The following is a 13,076-nucleotide window of genomic DNA, read 5'->3' as shown; positions in this document are numbered from 1 at the left end:
GGACACGGACTCATCTCGTAGTGGCTGTGGGTGCCGTCGTGTGATGCGGTAGTGACAGGGAGATGGAGTCGCCGCAGCCGTCGATCTGGGCCGCTGCATGATGTGTGTCCATGACTGGGACGTTCGTGCGCTCACGGTCGGGGTCGTGCGGCGCCGAGACCAGTGCTTCGCCCTCCTTGACGCAATAGCCGCCGGCGCCTTTCGCACCGCGGGGGGTGTATTGGAGGTCGACCCTTACTCCTGCCCCCTTGTGCAGAGTGACTGGCTTGGGATGTCCGTGGCCGATGCCCTCAAGGCTGTTCGCCTTCCCGTTGTGGACGCTGAAACCCGGGTATCCGGCGAACACGCATGTCTTGGGCCCGTTGTTGGCAGCGGTCAATAGTGCGTCGCGCCGACTACTGCTTTTCGCGGGGAGCAGGACCAGCGTCCACGTCAAAGAACCGGTTCGGCACTCGGCCGGTTTCGGAGCCTCAGAGGAAGTGGCGGACGGAACGGACGGACTCGCCACGCCACGTGCGGGAGTGGTGGTCCTGCGCTCTCCGGCTTCGTGGCCACAGGCCGTCACAGCCAAGCCCACCATGAGCACTCCCAACCCGGCGGTGAGACGTGTGGTCGCTCGCATCGTTCCCCCCTGAATGCATGGTCTGTCCGTTTGACGAACGGTTGGGCGCCGCGGTCGCAGGCAGCGGACGGAAAATTCTGTGTATCAGTACGCGCGGGCCGCCTCGCCCGACAGTGCCTACCTGGTCGGCGCGCGCAACCGCTGCCGCGTGAGGCGGCCGTTGGGTTCTGCGGAACTGCCGTGAGTGTCAAGTGCCCGGGTAGACCAGCGTGTTCTCGGTGCCGAGGGACGTGTACGCGGTATCGGCGTACGGGGTGACCTCACCGTCGGACCAGACCACGATCATGTCGCTGCGGCGGGTCCCCGTGTGGCCGCCCGAGGCCAGCAGCTTCGCGTGCTGCCACAGCGCCGCTCCTCCAGGGAGCTTCGCCTGGATGCCCTGGTAGGGGGCAGGTTGGACGGAGGCTCCCGGTCGGTACGCGATCAGCCCTGCTGCCTCCCAATCGGTGACGGCCGTCACCACGTCCTTCGTCGAGCCTCGCGGCCGGCCTCTCCATGAAGGCCGTCCAGGCCCTCCTCGGGCACACGGTGAGGGTCGGCGGAACAGGGGCGACGAGGGCTGCTCGGGCAGTGCTCATGGTTGACATCCCCGCCACGCCTCCACCATGCTTGTATTAATTAATTAACACAAGCGTACTGAGCACACTGTGGTCATGGAAGGTGATGTGATCGAGTACCGGATCGACCGTGGCGGCGGCGTACCGGCCTACGTGCAGATCGTGGAGCAGACCGAACGGGCGCTTCGGATGGGCACGTTGAGGGTCGGGGACAAGCTGCCTACGGCCAGGGAGGTGGTGGCGGCGACCGCCATCAACCCCAACACCGTGCTGCGGGCCTACCGCGACATGGAGCAGGCCGGACTGGTCGAACTGCGCCGCGGGCTGGGGACCTTCGTGACCCGGTCGCTCGCGCGGCCCGGCGCGGAGGACGACTCGCCCCTGCGCGCGGACCTCACCGCCTGGACGGCACGTGCACGGGCGGCAGGACTCGAACGGGCCGACATCCTCGCCCTGGTCACCGCCACCCTGGACGCCTACGACAACGAGCAGGACAGACAGCAACACCCCGGGCGACCGGGAGCGGAAGAGGAGGACGCATGACCGGGCCTGACGCGCCCGCCGCGCTGCGCGCCACGGGACTCGGATTCCGGTACCGGGCGCGGGGCGGCCGGCCCCTGACTGCGAATTCACCGTGCCCGGGGGGCGTATCGCCGCCCTCGTCGGACGCAACGGCGCCGGCAAGAGCACCCTGCTGCACCTGGCCGGCGGCCTGCTGCGGCCCCGCACCGGGGAGATACAGGTACTGGACGTCGCCCCGGGGACTCCCGAGGCCCGCGCCCGGGTCGCTCTGCTCACCCAGGACAAGCCGCTCTACCCCCGCTTCACCGTGGCGGACACCCTGCGGATGGGGCGGAAGCTGAACTTCTCGTGGGACCAGGCTGCCGCCGAGCGGACCGTCCGCGAGGGCGGCATCGCACTCGCGGCCCGTGTCGGCGAGCTGTCCCCCGGGCAGCGCACCCGCGTCGCGCTCGCCCTGGCGCTCGGCAAACGGAACCTCCTGCTGTGGCTTCTGCTGGGTTTCGCCTGGTGCTACGAACTCACCGTGCTCGAATTCCGGGTGGCCGACCATGCCACCACGTCCCCCGGCGAGGGCCGGCCCTCCTGGGCCGTGTGCGCGGCCATAGTCACACTCTGTCTCGGGCTGCCGGCACTGGCCGGTGTCGGACAGTTGGCGGGACTGCAATGGCGTTGGCTGGTCACCGCCGGGGGGCTCACCTACCCCTTCTACCTCGTCCACCAAAGCATCGGAATTCCCTTGGCCAAGGGCTTGATCAAGGCAGTTCCATGGCTGGGGCCGTTGCCTTCGATGGTGGTGTCCTTCATCTGCATGCTGGGTCTGGCCGCGCTTGTCCACACGTGGGTGGAGCGTCGGCTCGGACGCCTCCTGAGGCAACGCCTGACACTTGACGTGCACCTGCGAGACTTCGCTGCGAAGCCGGGCCTCACCAGCACGCAGTAGCGGGTTCGAGTGGTCCCGCGGCCGCCGCGCCGAGAGCAACCTGAGCGCCGTGAAGATCGTCTATAACCAATTGCAGCAACAACCCGATCCAGGGAAAGGTCTTGCATGCCCTTTAACGTGCGAATACGACGGTCTCGAATACTCATCGCCGTCGCAACAGCCGTGGCCGCCGCCCTGGCCGTCGCGCTGATTCTGGCCCTGACGGTCACGACCTACGATCACACCTCGCCACGAGCCGCCCGCGGCAAGGCATCGGGATCGGTGGCCGGGAGCGTCGACTGTCGCAAGGCGAAGTGCGTGGCCCTCACCTTCGACGGCGGCCCCAGCCTGACGACCCCCAAGCTGCTGGACATCCTGAAGCAGGAGGATCTGCACGCGACGTTCTTCGTGCAGGGCAAGGGCCACATCGAGAAGTATCCCGACATCCTGCGCCGCATCTCGCATGAGGGGCACGAAATCGGCAATCACACGTGGTATCACGAGGTCTTGACGGATATCGACGTGGACGACGCCCGTCAGGAGCTGACCCGGACACAGAGCGCCATCGAGAAGATCACTGGCACCAGGCCCATCCTGATGCGTCCGCCGGAGGGCCGCACCAACCGCGATGTGGCCAAGATCTGCCGGGACTTGGGACTGGCGCAGGTGCTGTGGAGTGTCACGGCCAAGGACTACGAGACGACCGACTCGGCCCTGATCACCAAGCGGGTGCTCGACCAGACCCACCGCGACGGCATCATCCTGCTGCACGACCTGCACAAAGGGACCGTGCCCGCCGTCCCGGGAATCATCAAGGCGCTCAAGCAGCGCGGCTACACCATCGTCACGGTGTCGCAGCTGCTCGCCCCCGCCAAGCCCCAGCCGGGGATGGTCTACCGGCCTTGAACAACCGCTTCTCCGTGCTAGGTTGCGCTCCTTGATCGTGAAGGTCAGGTGGGGGCCTTTCATGAAGCCGGCGCGACTCTCACCGCCGACCGCCGCAGCGCTGCTCCTGGGACTGACGACCGTCATCGGTCCCGGCGCGCTCGACTCGTACGCGGCGTCGGACGTACCGTTGCCGATCGCGCACTTCGCGCACATCGTCGTGGACGCTCCGCACGGACACCTGTTCATCAGCGGCGGCGCGGGCACCGACGGCATTCTCGTCACCGATCTCGACGGCGGGAACCCGACGATGATCAGTGGCGAGCCGGGTGCCACCGGTTTCGCCCTCTCCGCCGACGGATCCGCGCTGTACGCGGCTCTCCCGGACCAGAACGCGATCGCGGCGATCAGCACGGAGAACCTGACCGAGTCGACTCGTTACGGCACGGGCGCGGGCACCCGTCCGGACTCGCTGGCCGTCGCCGGGGGCACTCTCTGGTTCGGGTACGGCGCGGTGGGCGCCGACGCCGGCGGCATCGGATCCGTCGACGGGTCCGGCACGGTCGCTTTGCGGCAGGATTCCGGCACTTGGGCAGCACCGCCGACGCCGGCGACGACCCCGACGTCCAATCTGAGCGAGACTTGAGATTGACGATCGGCCGGGGACTATTGCTTACGCCATGTCCACTGCAGGCAATAAGCGGAATCCCCTGCTCCTTCAGTGTGAATTGACGGCGCCGGTGTGAGGGCATTGGTTTTCCTGTGCCCTCTTTGCTCATTCAGGGAATTCCAAGGCTTGATTCTTGGTCGGTTGAGACACTGGAGAGTGGTGCCACCTGCCTGAAGCCGTGGAGCCGAGCGCCCCAGCCGCGATGCGCCCTTTCTCTGACGTCAGGCGGCTGATTGCGGCGGAGTGATGCCCTGGGCCCTCTCGGACGACCGCGATCGGGCCATCGCCGACCGTCTCGGCGCCATGATCCGCGACGGTGGGGAGACGCCTCCGGCGAGGACGGCAACCGCTCCACCCGGACGTAGTGGCACGCGAGTGGCACGGAGCCGGAAACGGCCAAGGACCGGCCCGGGAGGAAAACCCTCCCGAGCCGGCCCTTCTCGCTGTGCCCCGGCAGGATTCGAACCTGCGACACCCGCTTCAGGAGTTCGGTCGCTGTGTGGGGCGACCTCACGGAACGGGCCCTTATGGCTGTCTGCCACTGCGGGCGGAGTTGCCGTTGTCTGCCCTCGTTCAGCGCCGTTGGTGTCAACGGGTGATGTCGGCCGGACGATCTGTGCCCGCCGGGACCCGCCCGGTCCCGGCGCGGCGAGTGACCTGGTCGGCTAGCCGTTGACGCAGGCGTTTCCCGCCGCCGGGTTGAGCAGTCCGATGACGTTCACGGAGTTGCCGCAAGCGTTGACCGGGATGTCCACCGGTACCTGCACCACGTTGCCGGACAGCAGACCGCCCGAGTCCGTCGCGGTGCCCACCGCTGTTGCTCCCTTTTGCTTGACGGCCAGGGTCGCGGGGCCCGGGGGATTCAGGCCAACCGTGGTGATCGCTTCGGGGCGGTTGACGTAGGTTCCCGCCTTGTCGGCGGTGACATTCACCGTGACCGTGCAGGACTTGTCGCCGGCGGCCAGGTCGCCGCCGGTCAGAGCGACGGACGAGCCCCCCGCCGCCGCGGAGACCGTGCCGTTGCCGCAGGTCGTCGACGCGTTGGGGGACGGGGCCACGCTCACGCCCGCGGGCAGGCTGTCGGTGAAGACGAAGTCGTTCTTCGCCGCCAGTTCACTGGTGTTGGTCACCGTCATGGTGAGCGTCGAGGTGCCACCCTTGTCAATGGTGGCGGGACTGAACGACTTGTCCAGCTGCGGAGTCGCATCCAGGATCCGGATGTTGTCGAAGGCGTGGTCGTTGCCGTTCGATCCTCCTTGCCCATTGAGCATCTTGATGCCCAACTGGGTGCCGTTGAACAGTACGGCTCTGTCGCTGGCGAACGACCCGGCCTTGAGCCCTCTCATTCCTCCGGGGTAGGGCTTGGATTTGGGGTCGGTACAGGGATTGATGGGGGTGGTGAAGGTCGGGATGTCCGGACCGCTGCCGGTCAGATAGAACTTCAGCAGCGGATTCTCGAGTGCGCAATTATCCGCAGCCACGTCCACCGCGAAGGTGATGTAGCGATTCGGCTTCGCGATCGGGATCGGCTGCTCGGTCCGGAACTCCACCCGGTCGGAGCCAGGGTTCACAGTGTCGCTGTACGCCGACACCGCGTGGTTGGTCGGCGGATTCGTCCCGCCGACCTGCCCCAGCGCATTGGCCATGTCCTTCAAATACTGCACCCACCGGCAGTCAGGCTGATCAGCGCCAGTCTGGTTCAGGATGATGCCGTTGCACTGTCCGTGGTCAAGCCACGGTGGGTCGGCCGTGTACCTCTCGTTGAGCGGTGGAGCCCCAACGTAGTCCTCCAGGAAAGTCGGGGTGCCGCCCGTGTTGTTTTCGAAGTTCTCGACGAACACCGTGACCGGGGCCTGCGGGACTCCCGGGGTGCCGGATGCGCGAAGGGCGTCCACGCGCGCCGGATTTCCGAGGGCCTGGGCTTGAGCGGTCGCTGGAGCGCTCGTGATCGCAAGTGCCATCAGGGCCAATGATGCAGTGCGCGTACACCAAGAAAGCTTCACTGCGGAAATTGCCGCCACCTCTTTTCCAATTGCCGCGGCGTACAAGCAACAGTGGACATGGGCTGAAATGAGGCGGCCCGGACCATTTACTATGCACTCCGAAAGGGCATGTCGCCGACATTCCAGCACATGCCCCCAAAAGAAGACAACCAGCGAGCGTGGCGACTGCATTTTTCACCGCATTGGTCGCACTCGGAGCCAATCCTGTAGGTGCATATCAGAATTTGATCCGGTGAATCTTAGGGGTGACGGTGCCTTGGATGGCAGCGGATTCGGGTACCCGGTGTTCCCCGGTGTTCCCCGGTGTTCCCCGTTGTTCCCTGGCATGCGTCCGGCATGACCTCCTCGTCCCGAGGCAACTCGCTCGGCATCGGGCCGGTCTGCCCCTCCCCGGCTCCACGGCCATGGCCTTCGAACCGTGCCCGGGGCAGGAGACGGCCCGATGCCCGCGCCCGCCCGCTTTCTCTGAGTTCGCCATGCACGGGGAGGCCCCTCGGACAGCAAGAACAACGACGTCACTCGGACGTAGTGCATGGCACCGGAAACGGCCAAGGGCCAGCCCTGGAGGAAACCCCTCCCGAGCCGGCCCTTCTTGCTGAGCCCCTGGCAGGACTCGAACCTGCGACACCCGCTCCAGGAGTTCGATCCGGGTCCGCTCCGGCTGCTGCCGTCGACCGGTGCGGCAGCCGGACAGAGATGCTGGTGTACGCCCTCCGTCCGGCCTCGTTGATGTCGGCCGTGGATGTCAGAAGCCTTCTGACACGTAGCTCTACACGGATCGGTCGCTGACGGCCATGTCGTCGCGCTGCTTCCCTGGAAGGCCGGCCGCTGGTGGACGTCGGTGGTGCGGTACCCGGGCAACGACCGCGCGGTGCGACACGTGGCCGGAGGGCCGAAGACTGTATGGAACGGTCTTCGGCCCTCCGGCTGGGTGCAGCGGCCGTGCCGGCTATGACGACGGGTGGCAGAGGGTGTGGGCCTCCGCGTCACAGCACAGCCTCCGAGGCGGGCTAGTGGTGGCCGAGGTAGCGGTCCTGATCCCGGTGCCGGTCGCCGTACCAGCCGTGGCGCCCGCCCCGGTCCTGGTCCCGGTCGTGGCCCCGGTCCCAGCCCCAGCCCCGGTCCCGGTCCCGGTCCCGGTCGTGGCCCCGGTCCCAGCCCCGGTCGTGGCCCCGGTCCCAGCCCCAGCCCCGGTCCCGGTCGCGGTCGCCGAAGTGGCCGTCGTGGTCGTGGTCGCTCCTGTGACTGTGCGAGTAACCCCTCCCGTTGTCGCGGTCGTGGCCGGCTCCGGCGGCCAGGGCCGGCATGGCGGCCGCGCCGACGAGTGCGCCCGAAGCCACACACGTGGCGATCAGGCGGACCGTCGTACGAGAAACAGACATGAATCTGTCACCTCACGTTCGTGCACACCGACCCTGGTCGGGGCCGGGCGTGCAATCCGTAATTCCCGGCTCGGTGCCGAGGCCCACACTGTGGCCCTCCACTGCGACACCAGACCAAGGAAACGATTCGCGTTACAAAGTGCAGATATATCCGTAACTCTCCCTTGTATGGGCCATTGATGCCGGGGAGGGGCCTGGGTGTCGGCCTTGTCCTGGCTTGGAATCACGCTGGGAGCAGGAAAAAGGGCAGCTGACAGTCCGTGACACCCTTGGCTGCCTCGCTGCCTCAACTCCTTCGAACGGCCCAATGGCTTCAGTAACGACGGGGGTCCTCTGTCAGGGGGACCCGTTGCCGTCCGCGGCGATCCGGTCGATCGGTAGCAAGGTGTCGTCGTGATCCTGGGATGCCCTGGTGGAAGCAGCCTTCGCGGCCTGGAGGCCAGGGTCGGGGCGAGGGTCGCCAGTACCTCCACGGCGTTGGCGAGGCAGTCGGACCCGGGTCGACGTCCGCCGGGCCCCTGGCGCCCGTGTCGTATCCACCGGGTGAGCCGGTCGTCAGACCTCACCTGGCGGCACCACGCGGCTTCGTGCTCGATCCCGCGCATCACGCCACGTGTCGGACAGTCCGCTCACGCATCGCGCACGCGCGAAGGCCCGTTCGACCGCGCAAGGTGACCTGGGGATTCGCCACAGTGGCTCATCACGCCATGCGCGGCATGTCGGCCCGCCCGTCTGCGATTCAAGGCCCTTTGGTTGCTGAGGTACACCCGCCTTCGGGGACTCGGTCGGCTGATCGAACCCGCCCGGGGCCTGGGACGGATGGAAAGAGGGTGACGACTGCATGTGATGACGCGTCAGAAGGGGCCGTGGAGACTGCCGAGTCTGTCGGTCAGGCGCAGGTTCTCGGAGTAGTCGACAGGACACGCGATCACGGAAACCGTGTCGTCGTCGAGGGCGCGGCGCAGTACGGGCAGCAACTGGTCGGCGGCTTCGATCGCGTAGCCGCGTGCGCCGAAGCTTGCGGCGTAGGCGACCAGGTCCGGGTTGGTGAACCGGGTGTGGCTGTGGCGGCCGAGTTCGAGTTCCATCTTCCAGGTGATCAGGCCGTATTCCTGGTCCACCAGGACGAGGACGACCAGCGGGACGCGCTCGCGGACGGCGGTCTCCAGTTCCTGGGAGTTCATCAGGAACGAGCCGTCGCCCATCATCGCCAGGACTCGCCGGTCCGGCCGGGCCAGCTTGGCGGCGATGGCACCCGGCAGCGCGAAGCCCATGGTGGACAGGCCGTTGGAGACCAGGCAGGTGTCCGGCTCGTAGGTCGGGTAGAGGCGGGCCATCCACATCTTTCCGGCGCCGGTGTCGGCGAGCACGATGTCGTGGCGGTCCAGCGCGGTGCGGACATCGTGCACCACGCGCTGCGGCACCAGGGGGAAAGCGTCGTTGTCGCGTCCGTACTGGAGTTCTTCGTCGAGCAGTGTACGGATCTTCTCGCTGCTTCCCGAGTCGTAGGTGAGTCCGTCGGGCAGTGCTGCGGCAAGCGCGTCCAGGGCCTGCGAGGGGTCCCCTTTGACGCCCACTGCCACCGGATAGTGGGCGTCGACCTCAGCGGGGAAGCGGTGCACGTGAAGGATCCGCTTGTCGCCGTTCGGGTTGATCTTGGCCGGGTCGAACTCCTGGATCTCGTAGCCCACGCAGATCAGTACGTCGGCCGCGTCGAAGCCGAAGTTGCCGTAGTCGTGGCGCATGAAGCCGACCGTGCCGAGGGCGTTCGGGTGGTCGTCGGGGAAGACGCCCTTGCCGTGGAACGTGGTCGCGACCGGGACGTCCAGCCGTTCGGCGAACCGCACCAGGGCGGCCGAAGCCCCGGCTCTGGCGGCGCCGTGGCCCGCCAGCACCACGGGGTGCCGCGCGGCGGTGAGCACCTCGACCGCCCGCGCGATCTGGGAGGGGGACGGCGCGTCGGCGCGCACCGCATCGATCTGCAGGGGTGCCAGCGGCTCGGTGGGACGCTCCGCTTCGATGTCCTCCGGTACCGCCAGGAACACGGCGCCGGGACGCTCGCTCTGGGCGGTCTTGAACGCCTTGCGCGTCATCTCCGGCACCGCGTCCGGACACTCGATCTGGGCCGCCCACTGGGTGACGGGAGCGAACATGGACACCAGGTCGATGATCTGGTGCGACTCCTTGTGGATGCGCCGCAGGGACCCCTGGGCGGCCAGGGCCACCATCGGCGCGCTGTTGGTCATGGCGTCCGCGGTACCGAGGAGCAGATTGATCGCGCCGGGTCCCAGCGTGGCTGAGCACACCCCGGCGCGGCCGGTCAGCCGCCCGTAGATCTCCGCCATGAACGAGGCAGCCTGCTCGTGGCGCACCAGGACGTACCGGATCCCGGAGCCGTTCAGCGCGTCGACGAACCGGATGTTCTCCTCACCGGGGATTCCGAAGACGTACTCCACGCCTTCGGCCCGCAGACAGCGCACCAACAGGTGCGCGACGTCCTCCACCGCTGTCGTGGTCCGCGCATCGGTCGATCCTTCGGTACCCATGAGACGAACGTAGGCACGCTCTGCCGACCCCGGCCACTCATCAGCTGCCGAGCGAGGCGGACGTTCCGGGTATCTACATCCCCACCTGGCCCGGGCCGTTCGGAGGAGTTGTGGTGGCGGTTGCCAGGGGCGGCCCGCACGCTGGACAGGAATTCGCCGCGCGCCGCGTGGCGTAAGGGCTCTGGGAGGACCGTGTGACTACTTCGTCGCCCGCTACCGACGCGCCGCCGGCCCGGTACGACGACCTGCGTGCGCTGGTGATCAACTGCACCCTCAAGCGCTCGCCGGAGACGAGTAACACTCAGGGGCTGATCGACCGGTGCACCGCCATCCTGGACGGGCAGGGAGTGCACGTGGATGTCGTACGGGCGGTGGACCACGACATCGCCACCGGTGTGTGGCCCGACATGACGGAGCACGGCTGGGAGACGGACGTCTGGCCGGACCTGTACCAGCAGGTCATGGAGGCCGACATCCTCGTGCTGGCCGGTCCCATCTGGCTGGGCGACAACAGCTCGGTGATGAAGCAGGTGATCGAACGCCTCTACTCCTGCTCCAGCCTGCTCAACGACGCCGGCCAGTACTCCTATTACGGCCGTGTCGGCGGATGCCTGATCACCGGCAACGAGGACGGAGTCAAGCACTGCGCCATGAACGTGCTCTACAGCCTCCAGCACCTGGGCTACACCATCCCGCCCCAGGCCGACGCCGGATGGATCGGTGAGGCGGGTCCCGGCCCCTCGTACCTCGATCCCGGCTCGGGCGGTCCGGAGAACGACTTCACCAACCGCAACACCACCTTCATGATCTGGAACCTGCTGCATCTGGCCCGGGCGTTGAAGGATCTGGGTGGCATCCCGGTCTACGGCAACCAGCGCACCGCCTGGGACGCCGGCTGCCGCCGCGACTACGAGAACCCCGAGCACCGCTAGGGATTCACGCGTTCGGTCTCCTGGCGGTGTGCCGGGCACGTCCACGTGAGGGACTCAGCGGCGGTGGCCTCCGAAGACGACCAGACGCAGCGAGGTGAAGCGCGCCACCGTCACCAGGGCGAAGCTCGGTACCAGCACCGGGGTCTCGTGTGCGGGTGAGGCGGTGGGCCGGTAGTGGCGGAGGAGCAGGACGGCTCCGGACGTGACCAGGTACGCCAGGACGCGAACAAGACGCCGCCGCCAGGTGCGCCTGGACGGCACGGACCGGAGAACCGCGGAAGGTCAGCCGCCGGTTCGCCTCGGTGTTGAGGACGGTGACGACGCTGAGGGAGGCCAGATTGGCCACGAGAGGAGGCGACCAGTGGCGCAGCACCCAGTACAGCAGGGCCTGATCCGCCGTGGAGGCGACGCCGATCACGGCGAACCAGCCAACCTGCCTGGTCAGGGTGGCGCTGCCGGGTCGGTCGGAGGCGCTGTGCCCTGCGCTGAGGCGTCGCACCTGCCCATCATGAGCCGGGACACGGGGACCTGGGAGACCAGTTCTTCGACCGTTCGGCCGGTGACGGACACCCGCATGCACCTCAGGGCCGGACAGCCGACCTGGGCTGTGTCAGCTTGTGAGTGTCCTGTTCGCCAGGCACAGGTCGCGGCATGGGATCGCCCCGTGGTGGGGGTTGCTCGGCGACTGGAGGAGACGGCCGATGAAAAGTGGTGGGCGGCCGTCGGGGCCGGCTCCATCCGATGAGTCGCAACGCCGGGGATCGGACGCAGAACGCACACGGGCGTGGCGTGAGCGCGTGGAGGCTGCTCTGGCGGCTGTCATCACGCGTACCCGGGCGGCGGCGCGGCGCATCGGCCGGACGCCCCCGCCGCCGGGTCCGTTCCGCCCCGGGTTCTGGCGCAGTCCGATTCGCGGGCCCTGGCTGACCTCGGTGTTCGGCCTGGTGCTGCTGATCGGCATCCCGCTGCTGTTCATCACCGGACTGCTCTCCTACGCCGCCTACAACCCCGGGCTGAGCCCCCTCAACGACGAGACCCCGGACAAAGGCGTACTGGGCTTCTACCTCTTCAGTCGGCCCACGCACCCGTACTGGCTCTACCGACTGCTCCAGGGCGTGCACGTGACGCTGGGTGTGGTCCTGGTGCCGGTGCTGCTGGCCAAGTTGTGGTCGGTGATCCCGCAGCTGTTCGAGTGGCTGCCGGTGCGCTCCTTCGCCCACGGCCTGGAGCGGCTGTCCTTGCTGATGCTGGTCGGCGGGGTCATCTTCGAGTTCGTCACCGGCATCTTCAACATCCAGCTCTACTACGTCTTCCCGGGCTCGTTCTACCGCCTGCACTTCTACGGCGCCTGGGTGTTCATCGCCACCTTCGTCGTCCATGTGTGCCTCAGACTCGGCCGGATGACCCGGGGCCTGCGCTCTCGCAGCCTGGGCGCCGAACTGCGCACCGACCTCGCCCACACCGTGCCCGAACCACCCGACCCCGACGGCCTGGTGGCAACCGCCCCCGCCCCGCCCACGATGACCCGCCGCGGCGCGGTGGGCATGGTCGGAGCGGGATCGCTGCTCCTGCTCGCCGTGACCGCCGGCCAGAGCATCGGCGGCCGGCTGCGCGGTACCGCTCTCCTCGCACCGCACAACCGCGATCCGGGCAGCGGCTCCAGCAGCTTCCAGATCAACAAGACGGCGGTGGCCGTCGGCGTCACGCCCGCGCTCGTCGGACCGGATTGGCGACTGGAGATCCACGGACGCGGAGAGCCACTGATCTTCACCCGCGAGCAGCTCCTGGCGATGCCCCAGCATGCCGCCGCACTGCCGGTCGCCTGCGTGGAGGGATGGTCCACCGACGACCAGCACTGGAACGGCCTCCGGCTGGTCGACCTCGCCGCCATGGCCGGCATGTCCGCCGCCGGAAGCGTTCTGGTCGAATCCATCCAACCCCCCGGCCCCTTCACCCGGGTGGTGTTGCGGGGCAATCAGATCCGCGACCCCCGAGCGCTGCTCGCCCTCCGCGTCAACGGCGCGGACCTCTCACTCGA

10 protein-coding genes and 3 pseudogenes are annotated in these 13,076 nt (G+C 67.8%); 6 read left to right on the top strand and 7 right to left on the bottom strand.

Annotation, left to right across the window (positions count from 1 at the left end; translation table 11 throughout):
• Positions 1–10: 10 nt before the first annotated feature.
• Both ABZ656_RS28920 and ABZ656_RS28915 read right to left on the bottom strand, forming a co-directional pair.
• Positions 11–580: a DUF4232 domain-containing protein gene (locus ABZ656_RS28920; RefSeq protein WP_360271383.1), complete on the bottom strand. Its 570-nt coding sequence runs from the start codon at positions 578–580 to the stop codon at positions 11–13.
• Positions 581–809: 229 nt separating this feature from the next.
• Positions 810–1,082, bottom strand: a complete 273-nt coding sequence (locus ABZ656_RS28915; protein WP_360271381.1) for a hypothetical protein — start codon at positions 1,080–1,082, stop codon at positions 810–812.
• A gap of 193 nt (positions 1,083–1,275) precedes the next feature.
• Here ABZ656_RS28915 and ABZ656_RS28910 point away from each other — a divergent pair, with 193 nt between their 5' ends.
• From ABZ656_RS28910 to ABZ656_RS28895, 4 genes and pseudogenes are all read left to right on the top strand, one after another.
• Positions 1,276–1,722 carry a GntR family transcriptional regulator gene (locus ABZ656_RS28910; RefSeq protein WP_360271379.1) on the top strand — a complete coding sequence of 149 codons (447 nt, stop codon included), beginning with the start codon at positions 1,276–1,278 and terminating at the stop codon, positions 1,720–1,722.
• Positions 1,719–2,191: pseudogene (locus ABZ656_RS28905) on the top strand (ATP-binding cassette domain-containing protein); the annotation flags it as partial. The gene ABZ656_RS28910 and the pseudogene ABZ656_RS28905, both read left to right, overlap by 4 nt.
• Positions 2,192–2,746: 555 nt before the next feature.
• A complete protein-coding gene (locus tag ABZ656_RS28900; protein ID WP_360271377.1) occupies positions 2,747–3,526 on the top strand; it encodes a polysaccharide deacetylase family protein in 780 nt (259 codons plus the stop codon).
• A gap of 61 nt (positions 3,527–3,587) precedes the next feature.
• Complete coding sequence (locus ABZ656_RS28895; RefSeq protein WP_360271375.1) at positions 3,588–4,151, top strand: hypothetical protein; 564 nt, start codon at positions 3,588–3,590, stop codon at positions 4,149–4,151.
• A 695-nt stretch (positions 4,152–4,846) separates the two neighbouring features.
• On the opposite strand, the pseudogene ABZ656_RS28890 reads toward ABZ656_RS28895, so the two are convergent.
• From ABZ656_RS28890 to ABZ656_RS28875, 4 genes and pseudogenes are all read right to left on the bottom strand, one after another.
• Positions 4,847–4,999, bottom strand: a pseudogene (locus ABZ656_RS28890) (chaplin); the annotation flags it as partial.
• A gap of 78 nt (positions 5,000–5,077) precedes the next feature.
• Positions 5,078–5,446, bottom strand: a pseudogene (locus ABZ656_RS28885) (hypothetical protein); the annotation flags it as partial.
• 1,742 nt (positions 5,447–7,188) lie between these two features.
• Positions 7,189–7,560: a hypothetical protein gene (locus ABZ656_RS28880; RefSeq protein WP_360271373.1), complete on the bottom strand. Its 372-nt coding sequence runs from the start codon at positions 7,558–7,560 to the stop codon at positions 7,189–7,191.
• Positions 7,561–8,414: 854 nt separating this feature from the next.
• Positions 8,415–10,106, bottom strand: coding sequence for an acetolactate synthase large subunit (locus tag ABZ656_RS28875; RefSeq protein ID WP_101404504.1), 1,692 nt, complete (start codon positions 10,104–10,106; stop codon positions 8,415–8,417).
• A gap of 194 nt (positions 10,107–10,300) precedes the next feature.
• Between ABZ656_RS28875 and ABZ656_RS28870 the strand changes: the two genes are divergently transcribed.
• Complete coding sequence (locus tag ABZ656_RS28870) at positions 10,301–11,038, top strand: flavodoxin family protein (RefSeq protein WP_101404505.1); 738 nt, start codon at positions 10,301–10,303, stop codon at positions 11,036–11,038.
• Positions 11,039–11,092: 54 nt separating this feature from the next.
• On the opposite strand, the gene ABZ656_RS28865 is transcribed toward ABZ656_RS28870, so the two are convergent.
• On the bottom strand, positions 11,093–11,299 hold the full coding sequence (locus ABZ656_RS28865) for a hypothetical protein (protein WP_360271370.1): 207 nt from the start codon (positions 11,297–11,299) through the stop codon (positions 11,093–11,095).
• Positions 11,300–11,889: 590 nt separating this feature from the next.
• Between ABZ656_RS28865 and ABZ656_RS28860 the strand changes: the two genes are divergently transcribed.
• The coding region (locus tag ABZ656_RS28860) for a molybdopterin-dependent oxidoreductase (RefSeq protein ID WP_360271406.1) at positions 11,890–13,076 on the top strand (1,187 nt) is incomplete at its 3' end.

The organism is Streptomyces sp. NPDC007095 (assembly GCF_040634475.1).
GTDB lineage: Bacteria > Actinomycetota > Actinomycetes > Streptomycetales > Streptomycetaceae > Streptomyces.
Note: the sequence above shows the minus strand (reverse complement) of the source record. Positions and strands in the feature narration are given on the sequence as shown.